The organism is Vibrio sp. CCUG 15886 (assembly GCF_028570825.1).
Taxonomy (GTDB): domain Bacteria; phylum Pseudomonadota; class Gammaproteobacteria; order Enterobacterales; family Vibrionaceae; genus Vibrio; species Vibrio vulnificus_B.
Genome location: NZ_JAQQBT010000002.1, coordinates 278,773 through 298,912 on the forward strand (window position 1 = coordinate 278,773; position 20,140 = coordinate 298,912).

Here is a 20,140-nt window from a genome sequence, read left to right on the forward strand (position 1 = left end):
TGGTTCAGAGACAAAGAGCAGTAGCAAGGAATAATTAAAACAATTATGGCGATCAAGCAGATTCTGTTCGCAACATTATTGGCAACCAGCGTGTCCGCAAACGGAGCCCAAAACTTTGTTGTACAAGACATTAAAATTGAAGGACTACAGCGTGTAGCACTCGGTGCTGCATTGCTTAAAATGCCCGTCCGCGTGGGTGATACGGTTGAACAAAAAGACGTATCGGCGATCATTAAGGCGTTATACGCATCCGGTAACTTTGAGGATGTCAAAGTTCTCCGTGATGGCGATGTGCTGATAGTGCAAGTGAAAGAGCGACCAACGATCGCAAGCATTTCGTTTTCTGGTAACAAAGCGATCAAAGAAGAGCAGCTTCAACAGAACCTTGATGCTTCGGGTATTCGTGAGGGCGAGGCGCTTGATCGAACAACCATCAGCAATATTGAGAAAGGTCTCGAAGATTTCTATTACAGCGTGGGCAAATACAACGCAACAGTAAAAGCAGTTGTGACGCCATTACCACGTAATCGTGCAGACTTAAAATTTGTCTTCACCGAAGGCGTGTCTGCCAAAATTCAGCAAATCAACTTTATCGGCAATACTGTCTACTCTGATGACGAGCTACTTTCTCGTTTTAACTTGAACGTGGATGTGCCTTGGTGGAATTTCCTTGCTGATGAGAAGTACCAGAAACAAGTGCTGTCTGGTGATATTGAAGCGTTGCGCTCTTTCTACCTTGACCGAGGTTACTTAAAATTCAACGTGGAATCGACTCAAGTGGCTATTTCACCGGACAAGAAGGGTGTTTATATCACTCTCGTGCTGGATGAGGGTGAACCGTATAGCGTCAAAGAGGTTAACTTCCGTGGTGAACTGATTGGCAAAGAGGAAGAGTTTAAGGCTCTCGTGCCTTTCGAAGCGGGTGAAACGTATAACGGTTCTGCCGTCACTACGCTTGAAGAAAACATCAAACGTGTATTGGGTGAAGCAGGTTACGCTTACCCTAAAGTGAGCACGATTCCTGAATTTGACGATGAGAACAAACAAGTTTCACTGGTTGTTCACGTTGAAGCTGGTAACCGTATCTATGTTCGTGATATCCGCTTTACCGGTAACAACTCAACACGTGATGAAGTGTTGCGTCGTGAAATGCGTCAAATGGAAGGTAGCTGGCTGAACTCAAAAGCAATTGAAACGGGTAAAACGCGTTTGAATCGTCTCGGTTTCTTTGAAACGGTGGATGTGCAAACCGTTCGTGTACCGGGCAGCGAAGACCAAGTAGATCTTGTTTACAACGTAAAAGAAGCAAACTCAGGTAGCGTGAACTTTGGTATTGGTTACGGTACTGAGTCGGGCGTGAGCTTCCAGGTTGGTTTGCAGCAAGACAACTTCTTGGGTAGCGGAAACCGCGTTGGTATCAGCGCGATGATGAACGATTACCAAAAGAACGTGAGCTTAGATTATCGTGACCCATACTGGAACCTCGATGGTGTGAGCCTCGGCGGTAAGATCTTCTACAACGAGTTTGAAGCATCTGAAGCGGGCATTGTTGACTATACCAATGAAAGTTATGGCGCCAACTTGACATGGGGCTTCCCCTTCGATGAGTTGAACCGTTTCGAAATTGGTGTGGGTTATACCCACAACAAGATCGGTAACTTGTCACCTTACTTACAGGTAGAACAATTCCTACAAGCACAAGCGTCGAATATTGACTCTGATGGGGCTTTAAATACCAATGACTTTGATGTCACACTGTCGTGGACGCGTAACAACCTGAACCGTGGTTACTTCCCAACCGCAGGTAACCATCAGCGCGCATTTTACAAGATGACCGTACCTGGCTCTGACGTTCAGTACTTCAAAATGCAGTACGATGTGAGACAGTATGTTCCGTTAACGAAGAAACATGAGTTCACTTTGTTGTTCCGTGGTCGCTTGGGTTACGGTAATGGTTATGGTCAAACGGATGGCAATGACAACTTGTTCCCATTCTATGAAAACTATTACGCAGGCGGTTTTACCACCTTACGTGGCTTCGGTTCGAACTCTGCGGGCCCGAAAGCAGTTTATCGTGATTACAGTGGTTCAAATAACGGTTCGGATACCGCGACAGATGATTCAGTGGGTGGTAATGCCATTGCACTGGCCAGTATTGAGTTGATCGTACCAACCCCATTTGCCTCTGATGAAGCACGTAGCCAAATCCGTACCAGTATTTTCTATGATATGGCGAGCGTTTGGGATACGGAATTTGACTACCGTAAGTCCGGTGCCGATTACGGCAATCAGTACTACTACGATTACTCCGATCCAACCAATTACCGTTCATCTTACGGTGTGGCGTTGCAATGGATGTCGCCGATGGGACCTTTGGTCTTCTCGTTAGCGAAACCTATTAATATTTACGAAGGTGACGACGAAGAATTCTTCACTTTCACAATCGGCAGAACCTTCTAAAACAGAGGAAATGATTTTGAACAAAATGATCAAAGCGGCTGGTGTTGGCCTTCTAGTACTAAGTTCTTCTATGTTTGCAACGGCAGCTGAAGCTGCGCAGAAAGTTGCTTACATCAACACAGCGCAAGTTTTCCAAGCATTGCCACAGCGTGAAGTGGTATTGCAGAAAATGCAGGAAGAGTTCAAAGACAAAGCCGCTGAACTGCAAGCGATTCAGGCGGAAGCTAAGACTAAGATCGAAAAGCTAAAACGCGATGGCGAGCTGTTAGGTCAAGAAGAAGTTGAAAAACTGCGAATCGAGATTGGTCAGCTAGACAGCAAGTACAAGATCAAAGCACAAGCACTAGAGCAAGCGAGCGCGCGTCGCGAAGCGGAAGAGAAACAAAAACTGTTTAAAGTGATTCAGGATGCCGTCAAAGTGGTTGCAGAGAAAGAAGGCTACGACATGGTCATCGACATCACTGCACTACAATATGGTAAGCCTGAGTACAATATCTCTGAGAAAGTGATTAAATCCATTAAATAATTATTCTTATGATGACACTGACATTAGCTGAATTAGCAAAAATTACCGGGGGAGAGTTGCACGGAGATGAAACGGTTTGCGTTTCTCGTGTGGCTCCAATGGATAAAGCGGGTGAAGGAGACGTCACGTTTCTTTCTAATCCAAAATACGCAGTACATTTAGCCGAGTGTAAGGCGACGGTTGTGATGCTGAAGGCGGATCAACGTAAGCATTGCTCTGGTCACGTTCTCGTGGTCGACGACCCTTATGTTGCTTTTGCTAAAGTGGCGCAAGCGTTAGACACAACACCAAAACCTGCGGATGGCATTGCGTCGTCGGCAGTAATTGCTGCTGACGCAGTATTGGGTGAGAACGTTTCTATCGGCGCAAATGCAGTGATCGAAACAGGTGTGACGCTTGGTGATAATGTTGTCATCGGTGCGGGTTGCTTTATCGGTAAAAATGCCACAATCGGTCAAAATACCAAGTTGTGGGCTAATGTCACCATCTACCATCAAGTTCAAATTGGTGCGGATTGTTTAATCCAAGCGGGCACCGTGATTGGTTCGGATGGTTTTGGTTATGCGAATGACCGTGGTGAGTGGATCAAAATCCCACAGTTGGGTTCCGTGCGTATCGGAAACCGTGTGGAGATTGGTGCATGTACCACCATCGACCGCGGTGCGCTTGATGATACGATCATCGAAGACAACGTGGTGTTGGATAACCAACTGCAAATCGCACACAACGTGCACATCGGATATGGTACCGTGATGCCTGGTGGTACAGTAGTCGCTGGCAGTACTACCATTGGTAAGTATTGCGCGATTGGTGGAGCATCGGTGATCAACGGTCACATTACCATTGCTGACGGTGTCAATATCACCGGTATGGGCATGGTGATGCGCAGCATCGAAGAAAAAGGTGTCTATTCTTCAGGTATTCCGTTGCAAACCAATAAAGAGTGGCGTAAAACCGCAGCTCGCGTCCATCGCATTGAAGAAATGAATAAGCGTTTGAAGGCGATTGAGAAAATCGTCGAGCAGAAAAAGGAAGATTAATTCCAATTTCTTGCAAAAGGCTCGCCAACAGCGAGTCTTTTTCTTCTATAATGACGCGCTATATTTCCAAGAATTAATATAGGAATAAGACTTTGACTACTGAAAAGAAAACGATGAATATCTCTGAAATTCAAGAGCTACTTCCTCATCGCTACCCATTCTTGCTGATCGACCGTGTCGTAGATTTCCAAGAAGAAAAATATCTTCATGCGATTAAAAATGTGTCGGTTAACGAGCCTCAGTTTACAGGTCATTTCCCGCAACTTCCGGTCTTCCCTGGTGTTCTGATTCTTGAAGCCATGGCTCAGGCAACCGGTTTATTGGCATTTAAATCGTTTGGTGCTCCTTCTGAGAACGAGCTGTATTACTTCGCCAGCGTTGATGGTGCTAAGTTCCGTAAACCAGTTGTACCCGGTGACCAACTTATCATCGAAGTCGAATTCATTAAAGAGCGTCGCGGTATTGCCGCTTTCACCGGTGTGGCGAAAGTGGATGGTGACGTTGTTTGTTCTGCTGAACTGAAATGTGCTCGTAGAGAGTTTTAATATGATTGATGCAACTGCGCAAATCCACCCAACAGCGGTGGTAGAAGAAGGCGCTGTGATAGGTGCCAACGTTAAAATTGGTCCTTTTTGCTATGTGGATAGCAAAGTTGAAATTGGCGAAGGCACGGAACTGCTTTCTCATGTTGTGGTGAAAGGACCAACTAAAATTGGTAAAGAAAACCGCATTTTCCAGTTTGCATCAATTGGTGAAGCGTGTCAGGACCTCAAATTTGCAGGTGAAGATACGCAGCTTATTATTGGCGATCGAAACACCATTCGTGAAAGTGTCACCATGCACCGTGGTACGGTTCAAGACAAAGGTATTACTATCGTTGGTAGTGACAACCTATTTATGATCAATGCTCACGTTGCCCATGACTGTGTGATTGGTGATCGCTGTATTTTTGCCAACAATGCTACCCTCGCTGGGCACGTCAAAGTCGGTAACCAAGCGATTGTCGGTGGTATGTCTGCGATTCACCAGTTCTGCCATATCGGTGATCACTGTATGCTGGGTGGCGGTTCTATTGTGGTTCAAGATGTGCCTCCTTACGTGATGGCACAAGGCAATCACTGCGCACCGTTTGGCATCAATGTGGAAGGTTTGAAGCGTCGCGGTTTCGAGAAGAAAGAAATTCTTGCTATTCGCCGTGCATACAAAACGCTTTACCGCAGTGGTTTAACCCTAGAAGCGGCAAAAGAAGAAATCGCGAAAGAGACGGAAGCGTTTCCTGCGGTTAAGCTGTTTTTGGAGTTTTTGGAAAAATCACAGCGTGGCATTATTCGCTAATCGCTCGGATTTGACATACTGTACAAAAGATCGCCGTCTCTGATGGCGGTCTTTTTGTGTTTTTAGCGTGGAACAAAAAAGGTCTGTAAACCATGAGCAACAAGCCATTGCGTATTGGAATTGTCGCTGGAGAGCTCTCTGGTGATACGCTAGGTGAAGGCTTTATTAAAGCAATCAAAGCCGTTCATCCTGATGCAGAATTTGTTGGTATCGGTGGGCCAAAGATGATCGCTCTAGGCTGCCAGTCGCTGTTTGATATGGAAGAGTTGGCGGTGATGGGGCTGGTGGAAGTCTTGGGACGCTTACCTCGCTTACTGAAAGTGAAAGCGGAACTGGTGCGTTACTTTACCGAAAATCCCCCCGATGTATTTGTCGGTATTGACGCGCCAGACTTTAACTTACGCCTTGAGTTAGATCTGAAAAACGCCGGAATTAAAACGGTGCATTATGTGAGTCCTTCGGTTTGGGCTTGGCGTCAGAAACGCATTTTCAAAATCGCGAAAGCCACCCACTTAGTATTGGCATTTCTGCCCTTCGAAAAAGCGTTTTACGACAAATTTAATGTCCCTTGTGAGTTTATTGGCCATACTCTCGCCGATGCTATTCCGTTGGAATCAGACAAAGCGCCAGCTCGTGAGTTGCTTGGGTTGGAACAAGACAAGCAATGGTTGGCAGTGCTGCCGGGCAGCCGCGGTAGTGAGTTGAAAATGCTGTCGCAACCATTCATTGAAACGTGTAAGAAACTGCAGCAGGCATTCCCAGAACTGGGGTTTGTTGTCGCGTTAGTCAACCAAAAACGCCGCGAGCAGTTTGAACAAGCGTGGAAAGAATACGCGCCAGAGTTGGATTTCAAACTGGTGGATGATACCGCGCGAAATGTCATTACAGCCTCAGATGCGGTCATGCTTGCCTCGGGTACCGTGGCACTCGAATGCATGTTACTTAAGCGTCCAATGGTGGTGGGCTATCGTGTCAATGCAGTGACGGCTTTCCTCGCTAAGCGCCTGCTTAAAACCCAATACGTCTCGTTGCCAAACATTCTGGCCGACACCGAGTTGGTAAAAGAATATCTTCAAGATGACTGCACGCCAGACAATTTGTTTGGCGAGGTATCTCGCTTGTTAGAAGGTGACAACCACCAAATGTTGGATAAGTTCACCGAGATGCATCATTGGATCCGCAAAGATGCCGACCAACAAGCGGCTAATGCAGTGTTAAAGTTGATTGAGAAATAGAAGATGGCAGCAAAAGAAACCAAAGAATTACCTCCTTTTGAATATCCTCAGGGCTATCACTGCATTGCGGGGGTGGATGAAGTGGGGCGAGGTCCACTGGTGGGGGATGTCGTCACCGCAGCGGTGATTTTAGATCCGAACAATCCGATAGAAGGGTTGAACGATTCAAAAAAACTGAGCGAAAAAAAACGCTTAGCCTTGTTGCCAGAAATTCAAGAGAAAGCGCTGGCGTGGGCTGTTGGCCGCTGTTCGCCAGAAGAAATCGACCAGTTGAACATCTTGCAAGCCACCATGGTGGCGATGCAACGCGCGGTTGAAGGACTGGCTGTTAAGCCTGATCTGGTGCTTATTGACGGCAACCGTTGCCCAGCTTTACCAATGGACAGTCAAGCGGTGGTCAAAGGTGACTTACGCGTAGCTCAAATCAGTGCGGCTTCTATCATTGCCAAAGTCGTACGTGACCAAGAGATGGAAGAGCTCGACAAGCAGTACCCACAATTTGGCTTTGCTCAGCACAAAGGCTACCCAACCAAAGCGCATTTTGATGCAATCGAAAAGCACGGTGTGATTGAGCAACACCGCAAAAGTTTCAAGCCGGTTAAGAAAGCACTAGGCATTGAAGAGTAACAAAGCAGCAGGCACTGCAAACTGCCTGATGTTACCCAGCGTAAAGGGTGTCACTTGTCCCTTTTCTTGGGGTAAAATCGGCACAAAACAGAAGTTAAAAACGGTATCACGTCATGTCTGACCCAAAATTTGTTCACCTGCGAATACACAGTGATTTTTCAATGGTGGATGGCATCAATAAAGTTCCGGCCCTGGTCAAACAGGTGGCGGCGCTCGGTATGCCTGCAATGGCGCTGACAGACTTTACCAACCTATGTGGCTTGGTGAAATTTTATGGCGCAGCCCATGGTAACGGCATTAAGCCTATCATTGGTGCTGATTTCAAAATGCAATCGCCCGAATTTGGTGACGAACTTACCCAGCTAACCGTCTTGGCGGCAGATAATACCGGCTACAAAAACCTGACCCTGCTGATTTCCAAAGCCTACTTGCGAGGTCATGTTCAACATCAACCTGTCATCGATAAAGAGTGGTTGATTGAGCTATCAGAAGGATTGATCATCCTTTCAGGTGCACGTAACGGTGAAATAGGTAAAGCACTGCTGAAAGGCAATCAAAAATTGGTCGAAAGCTGTGTGGCGTTTTACCAGCAACACTTTGCCGACCGTTTCTACCTAGAGTTGATCCGAACGGGCCGTTCAGATGAAGAGACTTACCTGCATTTTGCCATCGAACTGGCAGAGCAATACGATCTCCCTGTGGTGGCCACTAACGAAGTAGTCTTTATTGGACAAGAGCTGTTCGACGCTCACGAAATTCGCGTTGCGATTCATGATGGCTATACGTTAGAAGATCCACGTCGCCCTAAAAATTACAGCCCTCAGCAATATTTACGCTCCGAAGAAGAGATGTGCGAGCTGTTTGCCGATATTCCTGAAGCGCTTGAAAACAGTGTTGAGATCGCCAAGCGCTGCAACGTTACTGTGCGTCTTTGGGAATATTTCCTTCCTGCGTTTCCAACCGAAGGGATGGCAGAAACCGAGTTCTTGGTGATGAAATCCAAAGAGGGCTTGGAAGAGCGTCTCGAGTTTCTTTTCCCTGATCCTGAGATTCGCGCGCAACGTCGTCCTGAGTATGACGAACGTTTGCAGGTCGAACTCGATGTGATTAACCAAATGGGCTTCCCGGGTTACTTCCTGATCGTAATGGAGTTTATCCAGTGGTCGAAAGACAACGGTATTCCTGTTGGCCCTGGCCGTGGTTCTGGTGCGGGTTCGCTGGTGGCCTACGCATTGAAAATCACCGACCTTGATCCGTTGGAATATGATCTGCTGTTCGAACGTTTCTTGAACCCAGAACGTGTATCCATGCCCGATTTCGACGTCGACTTCTGTATGGATAAACGTGACCAAGTGATTGACCACGTGGCCGAAATGTATGGCCGAGATGCGGTATCACAGATCATCACTTTCGGGACCATGGCAGCCAAAGCTGTTATTCGCGATGTGGGCCGAGTACTTGGCCACCCGTTTGGTTTTGTTGATCGCATTTCAAAATTGGTGCCACCCGATCCAGGTATGACGCTGGAAAAAGCATTTAAGGCGGAACCGGCATTACCTGAGCTGTATGAAGCTGATGAGGAAGTGAAAGAGCTCATCGACATGTGCCGCATTTTGGAAGGCTGTACACGAAATGCCGGTAAGCACGCGGGTGGGGTGGTGATCTCTCCAACCACGATCACCGATTTTGCGCCGATTTACGCCGATGCAGAAGGTAACTTCCCCGTTACTCAGTTTGACAAAAACGACGTTGAAACCGCCGGTTTGGTTAAGTTTGACTTCTTGGGACTGCGCACGTTAACCATTATTGACTGGGCGTTAGGTTTGATTAACCCGCGCTTAGAGCGTGAAGGCAAAGCGCCAGTTCGCATCGAGTCGATCCCGCTCGACGATCCGGCATCGTTCCGTATATTGCAAAACTCGGAAACGACAGCGGTTTTCCAGCTTGAATCGCGCGGCATGAAAGAGCTGATCAAACGCCTTCAGCCGGACTGTTTTGAAGACATCATCGCACTGGTGGCGCTGTTCCGTCCGGGGCCGTTGCAATCGGGCATGGTAGATAACTTTATCGACCGTAAACATGGCCGAGAAGCCATCTCTTACCCGGATGAGAAGTGGCAACATGAGTCGTTAAAAGAGATTCTTGACCCAACCTACGGCATCATCCTGTATCAAGAACAGGTTATGCAAATCGCTCAGGTACTCTCTGGGTATACCCTTGGTGGTGCGGACATGCTGCGCCGTGCTATGGGTAAGAAAAAACCAGAAGAGATGGCCAAGCAGCGCGCTACCTTTGAAGAAGGCGCGGTGAAAAATGGCATCGATGGCGAGTTGGCGATGAAAATCTTCGACTTGGTAGAGAAATTTGCGGGCTACGGTTTCAACAAATCGCACTCTGCTGCCTACGCTTTGGTGTCATATCAAACCCTTTGGCTGAAAACGCATTATCCAGCCGAGTTCATGGCCGCGGTAATGACCGCAGATATGGACAACACTGAAAAAGTGGTTGGCTTGGTGGACGAATGTTTCCGCATGAAACTCACGGTACTACCACCGGATATTAACTCAGGTCTGTACCGTTTCAACGTGGACGAAAATGGCGCAATTGTTTACGGTATTGGCGCGATCAAAGGGGTTGGTGAAGGCCCGATTGATGCGATTCTCGAAGCGCGTACCAAAGGTGGGCACTTCAAAGACTTGTTTGACTTCTGTGCGCGCATTGACTTGAAGAAAGTCAACAAGCGTGTGATTGAGAAACTGATTTACGCAGGTGCGTTGGACCGACTTGGCCCGCATCGTGCTGCATTAATGGCGTCATTGGATGACGCGGTGAAAGCGGCGAGCCAACACCATCAAGCGGAAGCATTTGGCCAAGCCGATATGTTTGGTGTATTGACCGATGCGCCGGAAGAGGTGGAACACAAATACATTCAAGTGGAACCTTGGCCAGAAAAAGTGTGGCTTGAAGGGGAACGTGAAACGCTGGGCCTTTATTTGACAGGGCACCCAGTTAATGCGTATCTCACGGAACTCAATAAGTACACCAGTTGTCGATTAAAAGACGCCACCCCAACGCGTCGTGATCAATCACTGACACTGGCTGGCTTAGTGATCGCCGCCCGTGTGATGACCACCAAGCGTGGTACGCGTATCGGTATCATGACATTGGATGATCGCAGCGGTCGTATGGAAGTGATGTTGTTCTCAGATGCGTTAGAACGGTATGCAGATCTACTGGAAAAAGATAAAATCTTGGTGGTTTCTGGACAGGTCAGCTTTGATGACTTCAATGGTGGCCTTAAAATGACGGCTCGCGAAGTTATGGACCTCGGTTCTGCGCGTGAAAAATACGCCAGAGGGGTGTCTGTTTCGATTGCCGCATCACAGATTGATGACCAGTTTTTTGAGCGCTTTAGTCGGATCTTAGAACCGCATAAAGCCGGAACGATTCCTGTCAATGTATACTACCAGCGTGCCGACGCCAGAGCGCGGTTAACATTGGGCACGGAATGGCGAGTAACGCCTAGTGATACATTACTTGATGAATTAAAAATGTTGCTTGGTAAAGACCAGGTAGAACTCGAATTTAACTAAATTTGGCTAACCGAGCCGAATCAACAAGGATTCATAGATGAGCCTGAATTTTCTAGAATTTGAAAAGCCGATTGCTGAACTAGAAGCAAAAATTGAAGCCCTACGCGACGTCTCTCGTCATGGCGGAGATTCAGCTATTGACCTTGACAAAGAGATTGAACAGCTTGAAAAGAAGAGCCTCGAACTGAAGAAGAAAATTTTCAGTGATCTTGGTGCATGGGAAACGGCGCAGTTAGCTCGCCATCCTCAGCGCCCTTATACGCTCGACTACGTCAAACACGTATTTGAAGAGTTTGATGAACTTGCGGGTGACCGTGCTTATGCCGATGACAAAGCGATCGTTGCAGGTATTGCCCGTTTAGAAGGTCGTCCTGTGATGATCATTGGCCACCAAAAAGGTCGTGAGACTCGTGAAAAAGTGAAGCGTAACTTTGGTATGCCAAAGCCAGAAGGCTACCGTAAAGCACTGCGCCTCATGAAAATGGCAGAGCGTTTCCAAATGCCAATCATCACTTTTATTGACACTGCTGGCGCATACCCTGGCGTCGGTGCGGAAGAGCGTGGTCAGTCAGAAGCGATCGCCACCAACCTAAAAGAGATGGCGGGTTTAACCGTGCCAGTGATCTGTAACGTGGTTGGTGAAGGTGGTTCTGGTGGCGCATTAGCCATTGGCGTGGGCGACTACGTGAACATGCTTCAATACTCGACTTACTCTGTTATTTCACCTGAAGGTTGTGCTTCTATTTTGTGGCGTGATTCTGATAAAGCCCCACAGGCTGCAGAAGCGATGGGCCTTGTGGCATCTCGTCTAAAAGAGCTTGAACTGATTGATGAAATCATCGAAGAACCACTTGGTGGTGCGCATCGCAACCATGTACAAATGGCAGCGAACATGAAAGCAACGCTACTACGTCAATTAGCGGAGCTGGAACAGTTCCCTCAAGACGTGTTGCTTGAGCGTCGTTACCAGCGCCTAATGAACTACGGATACTGCTAAACCGTTGTTTTAGGTTACAAGACGCATCGTATACAATAAGGGGCTGAACCGTGTGTTCAGCCCCTTTTTTAATTTGGAGTCACTATGGACGCTCTCTATTCTCACTTCTCTCAAGTATTGGAACAACAACGTAAAGCGAACACTCGCTTAGTGGTTGCCTTTAGTGGAGGAGTAGATTCAAGGGTGCTGCTCGAGTTGGCTCATCGTTACGCTCAAGAGCATCTGTTGCCGTGCTGTGCGGTTCATGTGCACCATGGTTTGAGCCACAACGCAGATCAATGGGTCCAAAGCTGCGCAGCTTGGTGCCAAGAAAAAAATATTCCACTGACAGTGGAGCGAGTTCAATTGGATTTGACCCAAGGGAACAGCATCGAGGAAGAAGCACGTAACGCACGATACCAAGCTTTACGTGCGCATATTAACGCCGATGATCTTCTTCTCACCGGTCAGCACGCGGATGATCAGGTGGAAACCTTTCTGCTGGCACTAAAACGAGGCAGTGGTCCCAAGGGGCTGTCATCCATGGCGCAACAAATGCCTTTTTCTCAAGGACGGTTGATTCGTCCACTGCTCGATGTTCGACGCCAAGAGATTGAACGATGTGCGCACGCCATTGGTTTACATTGGGTGGAAGATGAGAGCAATCGAGACACGCGTTATGACCGTAATTTTCTTCGCCGACAAATCCTTCCCGCGCTGTCTGAACGATGGCCAAGCTTTGCGGCGTCTGTTCAACGCAGTGCCACGCTCTGTGCGGAGCAAGAGGCGTTACTGGATGAGCTGCTGTTACCGGTATTTGAGCAACTGTTTGGCGAAGACCAGAGCTTAGCTATCGCGCTGTTGTCACAGCAAAGTGAGCTGGCTCGTTTCAAGTTGCTCAGAATGTGGCTGGCAAAGCTTGGGCATCCTATGCCAACGCGTCATCAGTTGTCACTCATTTGGCAGCAAGTCGCGCTTTCTCAAGCAGATGCCAATCCAATATTGCAACTGAGCCAAGGGCAAGTACGCCGTTTCAATCAGCGTCTTTATTTGGTTGCAGACAACCAGGATCTCTCTGCTTGGCATGCGCCGATCACGCTCAATACACCGCTTGCTTTGCCTGATGGTTTAGGGACGATTGAGTTAACGCTAAGTCGTGGTTTCGGTCAAATCGCGCTTCCAGAGCAAAGTGAGGCGTTGTGGATAAGCTTTAACCCAGAGGGGCTAAGTGCCCATCCGGCGGAGCGAGGTCACAGTCGGAAGTTGAAAAAGCTGTTTCAAGAATACCAAGTACCAAGTTGGTTGCGCCGTCGCACGCCAATTTTGATGTATCACCAACAGGTTGTGGCGGTGGCGGGATTGTTTGTGGATCGCCAGTTTATTGGTCAAGATTGTGAGCTGTTTTGGCGCAAGTAATCCAAATTCATGTAAAAATCGTATGGATATAATAACCATCATGGATATAAAAAAGGAAAAGCAATGAAGAAAGTCGCTATTGGTTTGGCTCTAGGGTTAGGCCTGATGAGTGGAAGTGTTCTAGCTGCAGGTGATGTCGCTGCAGGGCAAGCAAAAGCTGCGGTTTGTGCCGCTTGTCATGGTGCGGATGGCAGGGCTACGATCCCGGGCTACCCAAATCTCAAAGGTCAAAATGAGCAGTATCTTGTCTCTGCTATCAAAGCGTACAAAAACAAAGAGCGTAACGGCGGCTTAGCGGTCGTGATGCAAGCGCAAGCGGCAATGCTAAATGATGCGGATATTGCTAATTTGGCGGCTTATTATGCGAGCCTGAAATAATTAAATCGATTTGACGAAAGCCAGAGCCGTTGCTCTGGCTTTTTCGTCTTATACAGGGAGAATAGGGCGGTTTGTGATTGAATGTTGTCGATGGCTCACCGATAATAGGTTAACAAATTGAAGTTTAAGGGATGAACATGAAAAAAATTGAAGCAATTATCAAGCCTTTTAAGCTCGATGATGTTCGTGAAGCGCTAGCTGAAGTCGGTATTACGGGAATGACCGTTTCCGAGGTGAAAGGGTTTGGCCGTCAAAAAGGCCACACTGAGCTTTACCGTGGTGCGGAATACATGGTCGACTTTCTGCCAAAAGTGAAACTGGAAATCGTCGTAACAGAAGATGTGGCGGATAAATGCGTAGAGACCATTATCGAAACTGCACAAACTGGCAAAATTGGTGATGGTAAGATTTTCGTCACAAACGTCGAACGCGTGGTTCGTATCCGTACCGGTGAAGAAGACGAAGACGCGATTTAATCACACAAAAAGGGAGCCTAAGGCTCCTTTTTTTAGCGCTGACATTTAGTAGAGATTAAGATAATGAGAAAACGCATTTGGGTGGGGCTGCCATTGGCGTTGGTGTTTGGTGGGATATTTGCATTCCACACCGTTTTCCACATCCCCGAACAGCCTGAAATGACCACTATCAGCGACGGTTCGTTTAACCAGCAACTGCATTGTTATGAAAGTTCAACGCGTGCCAGCATTGATCAAGAGGGGAGTCTGAACCTGTTGGTGTGGAATATTTACAAACAGAATCGCGCTAATTGGCAGTCTGTGCTGACCCAAATGAGTGCTGGGGCACAATTAATTCTGTTGCAAGAAGCCAGCTTAGAAGATGGGTTAAAACGCTGGATAGCCTCTGGTGGTTGGAGCGGTGAGCAAGTGAACGCGTTTAAAGCGTTTGATAAAGCCGCTGGCGTCTTGACATTAGGCTGGCGTAAGCCTCGCTTGGCGTGTGGCTACACCCAATTGGAGCCGTGGATTCGCTTGCCTAAATCGGGATTGTATTCGGAGTACCCGCTCTCCGATGGCCAAATGTTGATCGTGGTTAACCTGCATGCCGTCAATTTCACTTGGGGTGTGCAAGAATATCAGCAACAAGTCAATGACCTGATTGCGGCGTTAAAAGAGCATCCAGGGCCTGCAATTGTCGCGGGTGATTTTAATACTTGGAGCGAAAAACGTTTGCAAGCGGTAACGGAACGATTGGAGAACGCTGGGCTTATCGAAGTGGTGTTCTCACCTGATCAGCGAACTCGTTTTATCACAGGGCTGCCGCTTGATCATGTGTTTTACAAAGGCTTAGAAGTACAAAAAGCAGAGGCGCCTCAAACGGACGCCTCTGATCATAATCCACTGTTGGTCAGCTTTACATTACCAACAGATAAATAGCCCAAATCAGGTAGTATCCCACCCAAGGAAGGGCGGCGATCACCAAAGCTTGTCCACGTTCAAACTCTGTCCATGTCAGCACGGCTGCATAACCAAGCACAATGTACCAAGGAAGTAGCAAAGGCATTGAACTGGCAAACTGAGACCATTCGTTTGTCAATGGTAGCTTGATCAACCCATTGAGACTATTGAGATCGGCGGCGTAAATCACCACTTGACCATGTTTCAATATCAAACTTGCATAGCTAGCGAAGTCGCCTAACACCGCTGGGAAGGTGATCACTGCTGCAGCGGCAAACCATTTCCAAAACCCGTGTTGATGCTGGCTGGGCTTGGTTGCCAGAGTGAACCAAAATGCCAACATCAAAATCGTCAAGGTTCGTCCAAACACATCGCTAATGATCTCACTCGCCATCAAGGTGTTTGGATCGTCCAAGAATTTTAATTGTTCTGGATTAATTTGTTGAAATTGAGGGGTTAAAATTTGGCTTAACCACTGAAAATCCACATTAGAAAAATACGCTCCCCAAAACAGGAATGGGGTTAATATGAGAACGATGTACGGTTGCCAGCCCCAAGCACCACGCTGATAAAGCGCGAGAAAACATGAGGTTGGAGAGCGAAATATGTCAAGCATCATGACAAACGGGTTACTGGAAGGGGTCATACACTTACCTTAGTTACATCCACGTAGAGTTTTAATTGTTGACCTGGTTTCAGGTACTTTTGATTTTGTAGCGCGTTCCACTTCACAATGTCGTTGCTTTTGACTTTAAACTTGGTCGCGATGCCACTGATGGTGTCACCTGAACGTACTTTATAGAAAACGGTACGGATAATGGCGCCTTCAGAGCTTTCTTTCCAAATCACCAGATCTTGCCCAACGCGCAATGTGTCACGTGGTCCCATGCCATTCCACTTCGCTAATGCTTGGTGATCCACTTTATTGGCTTTAGCAATGCTCCATAAGCTTTCGCCGGATTTAACGGTGTGCGTCAGCTTATATTTACCGCGAGCAGTGGCTTGGGTCTTAGCCAAGCGGTTTGCTGCCGACAATGTGTAAGCGCTGGCGTCTTTTTGCGATGTAGGGATCAGTAGGTACTGGCCGACACGAATGTTGTTGCCGCTCAAGCTATTGGCGGTACGGATCACTTCACTGGTGGTGTTATGTTTTTCCGCTAAGACGCTGAGGGTGTCGCCAGAGCGCACTTTGTAGCGCACCATCTTCATGCCTTTGCCGCGATTTTCTTCTACTTTCGCGATGAACTGCTCTGCTTTATCAACAGGAATTAGCAGTTGGTAAGGACCATCCGGTGCCGTAGACCACTGGTTGTAGGCCGGATTATAGCTTTGCAGCTCTTTGACATTCAGCCCGGCGTATTGTGCAGCAATGGCGAGATCCAATTGCTCCTTAGGATCAATCAGTGCCAACACGGGTTTGTTTGGAATCGCAGGGATCTCAATGCCGTATTTCTCTTGATTGGCGACAATATCGGCAAGGGCGAGCAGTTTTGGCACATAGCCACTGGTTTCTTTGGGCAAATCTAGTGAGAAGAAATCGATAGGTTTACCCAGTTTGTTGTTCTTACGGATCGCGCTCGATACACGGCCACCACCGCTGTTGTACGCCGCGATCGCGTGATTCCAGTCACCATCAAAACGTTTGTTGAGGTAGGTAAGATAATCGAGCGCAGCGTCGGTGGCGGCTGCCACGTCTCGGCGACCGTCATACCAAAAATTTTGTTCTAGACCATACATTTTCCCAGTGCCCGGAACAAACTGCCATAAGCCAGCGGCACTGCCATGAGAGTAGGCAAATGGGTCGAATGAGCTTTCTACGACAGGTAACAATGCCAGCTCAAGAGGCAAATCACGTGCTTCAATTTTCTCAGTGATCAGATAGAGAAATGGGGTCGCACGTTGTGAGACGGTTTTAAGGTGATTAGGATGTTTGAGGTACCAAGTTCGGTAATAATCGACCTTCTCGTGGTCAGGCACGTCTAAGGAAAGTTGCATCGCGATGCGTTGCCAAACGTCTTCCTGAGTTTGAGGTGTGACGACAGGTTGCTCAGGGGCAACGTTCTCAAGCGTTTTGTCACTTGGTTTCACTTTTTTCGCAGCTTGCTGCGACGATTTTGCTTGCGAGGCATTGGTCTCAGGCGCGGCACTGGTATTGCTCTCTGTTTGAAGGCTCTGACAGCCAGAAAGCAATAGTAGTGCAAACACCCAACTAAACTTAAAACGCATGGTTCCAGCCTGTTTAACTTTGGGCTGCTGATAATACTTGCCTCCTTGGTCAGGAGACAAGCATCAAAAAGTTAAAATTCGTTCTTCCACTCACGTAATGCTGTAAAAACCGAGAGTGGATCGCTATTTTTCGTTCTGCTAGAAACCGAGTGAATAACACTGGGTTGCAGATATCGAAGAAATGGATTGATCCATTTTTCTTGTCTTAATGTGGTTGGAATGGTTGGCAGATTTTGCGCACGCAGTCGATTGACGGTATCGCGGTATTGGTGAAGTAACTCATTATCCGGTTCTACAGCTAAGGCGAAAGCAACGTTGCTGGCGGTATATTCATGAGCGCAGAATACTTCCGTCTCCTCAGGAAGGGCGAGGAGCTTGTTGAGAGAGTCAAACATTTGTTGCGCGGTACCCTCAAAAATACGACCACAGCCAGCAGAGAAGAGCACATCGCCACAAAACAGTTTGCCGTCGCCAACATAACCAATATGACCCAAGGTATGCCCACCTAAACCTAACACTAAGAAGGTTTCGTCGAATAACTCAAGTCGGTCGCCATCTTCCACGGGGTGGGTGAGCGTTGGAATCGGTTCTGCTTTCGGCCCTACAACGTTAACGTTAGGAAAAGCGCGCACCAAATCGGCCACGCCGCCAATGTGATCATTGTGGTGGTGGGTGATAAGAATCGCTTCTAAAGTTAATTGATGTTGCTCGATGTAGTGAAGGACAGGCTTGGCGTCGCCTGGGTCGACCACAGCACAACGCTGATCGCTATTTTGAATCAACCAGATGTAATTGTCGTTGAATGCAGGTATGCTTTTGATCTCTAACACGATGGATTCTCCGCTCGTTCGAACTAGTCAGGTGGTTAATGAAGCCAGCACTAAGCAGTAAAGTTATCCAGCATCCCTATACATGGGAAGAAATGAACAACGGACAATGGGTTCGTGAATCGATTCAAACCCGTTTAGACGAATGGTGCCCGAAACTGTTTGGTTACCATTTGCTGAAACTGGGTGGGCTGAGCTGCGAGTTAACCAGTGCAATATGTAACATTCAACACCAAGTTAACTTAGATATCCAGAATCCTTTGCACAATGTCATCGCAGATGGTTACGAATTGCCCTTTCTCGAAAAAAGCTTTGATGCGGTGATCTTGGCGCATCAGTTGGATTACGCCAGTGATCCCCACCGATTACTGCGTGAAGTGGATCGTGTGATGATGGACGATGGCTATCTGGTGATTACAGGCTTTAATCCAGTGAGCTTGACCGGGCTGGCCAGTTTAATGCCCTGGCGAAGAAACAACTTGCCTTGGAGTGGACGAATGTTCACCACCAATCGGATCAAAGATTGGCTGGGAGTGTTGAATTATCAAGTGGTGCATTGCGATCGTTATGCACTGTTTCCGATGAAGAAATACCGAACCATGTGGACTTGGCTTGAAAACAGCCTTGGCGATTGGGCATCTCCTGCGGGCAGTCTCTATTTTATTGTCGCAAGAAAACGCACGTATCCGCTCAAACCCATCAAACCGCATTGGCAGTTAAAGCGTCGTTTATCTCCGCTCGGGGTAATGAACCGACAGCGTGATTTACTGAGCAAGCGCAAAAGCTGCGCTTGCAGAGGAAGAGAGTAGTTTACTCGGCAGGCTGATAGCCAGTGTCGTCTAGGGTTGGGTTTTCGGCCGCGGCACGCGCCAACTCGTCACACATTTCGTTTTCACGATGGCCTGCGTGTCCTTTGACCCAACGCCAGTCAATCGTATGGCGAGTGGTTTCTTTATCAAGCGCTTGCCAAAGATCGGCATTTTTGACCGGTTTTTTATCGGCGGTTTTCCAACCGCGCTTTTTCCAATTGTGGATCCACTGAGTAATACCTTGTCGAACATATTGGCTATCGGTTGTGAGAATCACATTGCAAGGTTCTTTCAAGGCCTGAAGAGCAACGATGGTGGCCATCATTTCCATTCGGTTGTTGGTGGTGAGTCTATAGCCTTGTGCTAAGGTTTTTTCGACCTGTTTGTAACGCAAGACGACACCGTAACCACCGGGTCCAGGATTACCGAGGCAAGAACCGTCAGTGAAAATTTCAACTTGTTTTGTCATGTTTTGGTACTATTAGCGAAAGCCATGTTTAAAGCATACGTTCTGCATAGTCTGACACACATATCATTATGAATACCAGTAACAATTCTGAATACGATCGTATCGTCGTGCTCGATACGGAAACCACGGGTATGAACCGTGAAGGTGGCCCACACTATATGGGGCACAGAATCATCGAAATCGGGGCGGTGGAGATCATCAACCGTAAGCTGACTGGGCGACATTTCCATGTTTACCTTAAGCCAGACCGTGAAATTCAACCCGATGCGATCGATGTTCACGGTATTACCGATCAGTTTCTAGTTGATAAACCGGAGTATCGTCAAGTTCACCAAGAGTTCCTAGAGTTCATTAAAGGGGCTGAGCTGGTGGCTCATAACGCGCCCTTCGACGTGGGCTTTATGGATTATGAGTTCGGTAAACTCGACGCCGCCATCGGTAAAACCGATGACTACTGCAAGGTGACCGATACGCTGGCGATGGCGAAGAAAATCTTCCCTGGCAAGCGTAACAACCTAGACGTTTTGTGTGAACGCTACGGCATTGATAACTCACACCGAACGCTCCACGGGGCATTGCTCGATGCGGAGATTCTGGCTGATGTTTACCTGCTGATGACCGGTGGGCAAACCAGTTTGGAGTTCAACGCCAACTCGCAAGAAGGCGGCGGTGAAGACATTCGCCGAGTGGCGGGGCGAAAATCTCTTAAGGTTTTGCGTGCAACGGCCGATGAATTAGAAGCGCACCAATCTAGATTGGATATTGTAGAAAAAAGCGGAACTTGCCTCTGGCGTCAATAGGAGAATCT

19 protein-coding genes are annotated in these 20,140 nt (G+C 47.7%); 15 read left to right on the top strand and 4 right to left on the bottom strand.

Features of this window, described 5'->3' with window-relative positions; translation table 11 throughout:
- Positions 1 to 45: 45 nt before the first annotated feature.
- The 13 genes from bamA to PQQ36_RS08050 all read left to right on the top strand — a co-directional run bounded on the left by bamA (position 46) and on the right by PQQ36_RS08050 (position 14,980).
- Positions 46 to 2,460, top strand: a complete 2,415-nt coding sequence (gene bamA, locus PQQ36_RS07990; protein ID WP_011079770.1) for an outer membrane protein assembly factor BamA — start codon at positions 46 to 48, stop codon at positions 2,458 to 2,460.
- A 16-nt stretch (positions 2,461 to 2,476) separates the two neighbouring features.
- Positions 2,477 to 2,986, top strand: coding sequence for an OmpH family outer membrane protein (locus PQQ36_RS07995; RefSeq protein WP_013571265.1), 510 nt, complete (start codon positions 2,477 to 2,479; stop codon positions 2,984 to 2,986).
- An 8-nt stretch (positions 2,987 to 2,994) separates the two neighbouring features.
- A complete protein-coding gene (gene lpxD, locus PQQ36_RS08000) occupies positions 2,995 to 4,026 on the top strand; it encodes a UDP-3-O-(3-hydroxymyristoyl)glucosamine N-acyltransferase (protein ID WP_013571266.1) in 1,032 nt (343 codons plus the stop codon).
- 92 nt (positions 4,027 to 4,118) lie between these two features.
- Positions 4,119 to 4,571 carry a 3-hydroxyacyl-ACP dehydratase FabZ gene (fabZ, locus tag PQQ36_RS08005; RefSeq protein WP_011079773.1) on the top strand — a complete coding sequence of 151 codons (453 nt, stop codon included), beginning with the start codon at positions 4,119 to 4,121 and terminating at the stop codon, positions 4,569 to 4,571.
- Between the two features lies 1 nt (position 4,572).
- Positions 4,573 to 5,361, top strand: coding sequence for an acyl-ACP--UDP-N-acetylglucosamine O-acyltransferase (lpxA, locus tag PQQ36_RS08010; protein WP_013571268.1), 789 nt, complete (start codon positions 4,573 to 4,575; stop codon positions 5,359 to 5,361).
- 92 nt (positions 5,362 to 5,453) lie between these two features.
- The gene (lpxB, locus tag PQQ36_RS08015) at positions 5,454 to 6,596 is read left to right on the top strand and encodes a lipid-A-disaccharide synthase (RefSeq protein ID WP_011079775.1); all 1,143 of its coding nucleotides are present in this window, start codon (positions 5,454 to 5,456) and stop codon (positions 6,594 to 6,596) included.
- Positions 6,597 to 6,599: 3 nt separating this feature from the next.
- Positions 6,600 to 7,223, top strand: coding sequence for a ribonuclease HII (gene rnhB / locus PQQ36_RS08020; RefSeq protein ID WP_011079776.1), 624 nt, complete (start codon positions 6,600 to 6,602; stop codon positions 7,221 to 7,223).
- A 113-nt stretch (positions 7,224 to 7,336) separates the two neighbouring features.
- Positions 7,337 to 10,816 (top strand): DNA polymerase III subunit alpha, encoded by a 3,480-nt coding sequence (gene dnaE, locus PQQ36_RS08025; protein ID WP_273660687.1) that lies wholly within the window; start codon positions 7,337 to 7,339, stop codon positions 10,814 to 10,816.
- 37 nt (positions 10,817 to 10,853) lie between these two features.
- A complete protein-coding gene (gene accA, locus PQQ36_RS08030; protein ID WP_011079778.1) occupies positions 10,854 to 11,813 on the top strand; it encodes an acetyl-CoA carboxylase carboxyl transferase subunit alpha in 960 nt (319 codons plus the stop codon).
- An 84-nt stretch (positions 11,814 to 11,897) separates the two neighbouring features.
- The gene (gene tilS / locus PQQ36_RS08035; protein ID WP_263158984.1) at positions 11,898 to 13,208 is read left to right on the top strand and encodes a tRNA lysidine(34) synthetase TilS; all 1,311 of its coding nucleotides are present in this window, start codon (positions 11,898 to 11,900) and stop codon (positions 13,206 to 13,208) included.
- A gap of 63 nt (positions 13,209 to 13,271) precedes the next feature.
- On the top strand, positions 13,272 to 13,586 hold the full coding sequence (locus PQQ36_RS08040) for a c-type cytochrome (protein ID WP_273660690.1): 315 nt from the start codon (positions 13,272 to 13,274) through the stop codon (positions 13,584 to 13,586).
- Positions 13,587 to 13,723: 137 nt separating this feature from the next.
- Positions 13,724 to 14,062 carry a nitrogen regulatory protein P-II gene (gene glnB, locus PQQ36_RS08045; RefSeq protein ID WP_013571272.1) on the top strand — a complete coding sequence of 113 codons (339 nt, stop codon included), beginning with the start codon at positions 13,724 to 13,726 and terminating at the stop codon, positions 14,060 to 14,062.
- A 63-nt stretch (positions 14,063 to 14,125) separates the two neighbouring features.
- Entirely contained in the window at positions 14,126 to 14,980 is an 855-nt protein-coding gene (locus PQQ36_RS08050) for an endonuclease/exonuclease/phosphatase family protein (RefSeq protein WP_072611378.1), read from the top strand.
- Here the strand turns inward: PQQ36_RS08050 and PQQ36_RS08055 are convergent.
- The 3 genes from PQQ36_RS08055 to gloB form a co-directional block, all read right to left on the bottom strand.
- Positions 14,958 to 15,647 carry a YIP1 family protein gene (locus PQQ36_RS08055; RefSeq protein WP_011079783.1) on the bottom strand — a complete coding sequence of 230 codons (690 nt, stop codon included), beginning with the start codon at positions 15,645 to 15,647 and terminating at the stop codon, positions 14,958 to 14,960. The genes PQQ36_RS08050 and PQQ36_RS08055 overlap by 23 nt on opposite strands.
- Positions 15,644 to 17,227, bottom strand: coding sequence for a LysM peptidoglycan-binding domain-containing protein (locus PQQ36_RS08060; protein ID WP_273660693.1), 1,584 nt, complete (start codon positions 17,225 to 17,227; stop codon positions 15,644 to 15,646). The genes PQQ36_RS08055 and PQQ36_RS08060 overlap by 4 nt, the downstream gene beginning before the upstream one ends.
- A gap of 71 nt (positions 17,228 to 17,298) precedes the next feature.
- Positions 17,299 to 18,057 carry a hydroxyacylglutathione hydrolase gene (gene gloB, locus PQQ36_RS08065; protein WP_011079785.1) on the bottom strand — a complete coding sequence of 253 codons (759 nt, stop codon included), beginning with the start codon at positions 18,055 to 18,057 and terminating at the stop codon, positions 17,299 to 17,301.
- Positions 18,058 to 18,095: 38 nt separating this feature from the next.
- Here gloB and PQQ36_RS08070 point away from each other — a divergent pair, with 38 nt between their 5' ends.
- On the top strand, positions 18,096 to 18,863 hold the full coding sequence (locus PQQ36_RS08070) for a class I SAM-dependent methyltransferase (protein ID WP_011150951.1): 768 nt from the start codon (positions 18,096 to 18,098) through the stop codon (positions 18,861 to 18,863).
- A gap of 1 nt (position 18,864) precedes the next feature.
- Here the strand turns inward: PQQ36_RS08070 and rnhA are convergent, their stop codons facing one another.
- Positions 18,865 to 19,332, bottom strand: a complete 468-nt coding sequence (rnhA, locus tag PQQ36_RS08075) for a ribonuclease HI (protein WP_011079787.1) — start codon at positions 19,330 to 19,332, stop codon at positions 18,865 to 18,867.
- A 68-nt stretch (positions 19,333 to 19,400) separates the two neighbouring features.
- Between rnhA and dnaQ the strand changes: the two genes are divergently transcribed.
- Positions 19,401 to 20,132: a DNA polymerase III subunit epsilon gene (gene dnaQ, locus PQQ36_RS08080; protein WP_011079788.1), complete on the top strand. Its 732-nt coding sequence runs from the start codon at positions 19,401 to 19,403 to the stop codon at positions 20,130 to 20,132.
- Positions 20,133 to 20,140 lie beyond the last annotated feature (8 nt).

Excerpts from the sequence above, each read along its gene's own strand:
- PQQ36_RS08060 (WP_273660693.1), bottom strand. The coding sequence starts at position 17,227 with ATGCGTTTTAAGTTTAGTTGGGTGTTTGCACTACTATTGCTTTCTGGC.
- PQQ36_RS08070 (WP_011150951.1), top strand. The coding sequence starts at position 18,096 with ATGAAGCCAGCACTAAGCAGTAAAGTTATCCAGCATCCCTATACATGG.
- lpxB (WP_011079775.1), top strand. The coding sequence starts at position 5,454 with ATGAGCAACAAGCCATTGCGTATTGGAATTGTCGCTGGAGAGCTCTCT.
- dnaQ (WP_011079788.1), top strand. The coding sequence starts at position 19,401 with ATGAATACCAGTAACAATTCTGAATACGATCGTATCGTCGTGCTCGAT.
- bamA (WP_011079770.1), top strand. The coding sequence starts at position 46 with ATGGCGATCAAGCAGATTCTGTTCGCAACATTATTGGCAACCAGCGTG.
- lpxA (WP_013571268.1), top strand. The coding sequence starts at position 4,573 with ATGATTGATGCAACTGCGCAAATCCACCCAACAGCGGTGGTAGAAGAA.
- accA (WP_011079778.1), top strand. The coding sequence starts at position 10,854 with ATGAGCCTGAATTTTCTAGAATTTGAAAAGCCGATTGCTGAACTAGAA.
- PQQ36_RS08050 (WP_072611378.1), top strand. The coding sequence starts at position 14,126 with ATGAGAAAACGCATTTGGGTGGGGCTGCCATTGGCGTTGGTGTTTGGT.
- glnB (WP_013571272.1), top strand. The coding sequence starts at position 13,724 with ATGAAAAAAATTGAAGCAATTATCAAGCCTTTTAAGCTCGATGATGTT.
- PQQ36_RS08055 (WP_011079783.1), bottom strand. The coding sequence starts at position 15,647 with ATGACCCCTTCCAGTAACCCGTTTGTCATGATGCTTGACATATTTCGC.
- dnaE (WP_273660687.1), top strand. The coding sequence starts at position 7,337 with ATGTCTGACCCAAAATTTGTTCACCTGCGAATACACAGTGATTTTTCA.
- tilS (WP_263158984.1), top strand. The coding sequence starts at position 11,898 with ATGGACGCTCTCTATTCTCACTTCTCTCAAGTATTGGAACAACAACGT.
- PQQ36_RS08040 (WP_273660690.1), top strand. The coding sequence starts at position 13,272 with ATGAAGAAAGTCGCTATTGGTTTGGCTCTAGGGTTAGGCCTGATGAGT.
- rnhA (WP_011079787.1), bottom strand. The coding sequence starts at position 19,332 with ATGACAAAACAAGTTGAAATTTTCACTGACGGTTCTTGCCTCGGTAAT.
- lpxD (WP_013571266.1), top strand. The coding sequence starts at position 2,995 with ATGATGACACTGACATTAGCTGAATTAGCAAAAATTACCGGGGGAGAG.
- rnhB (WP_011079776.1), top strand. The coding sequence starts at position 6,600 with ATGGCAGCAAAAGAAACCAAAGAATTACCTCCTTTTGAATATCCTCAG.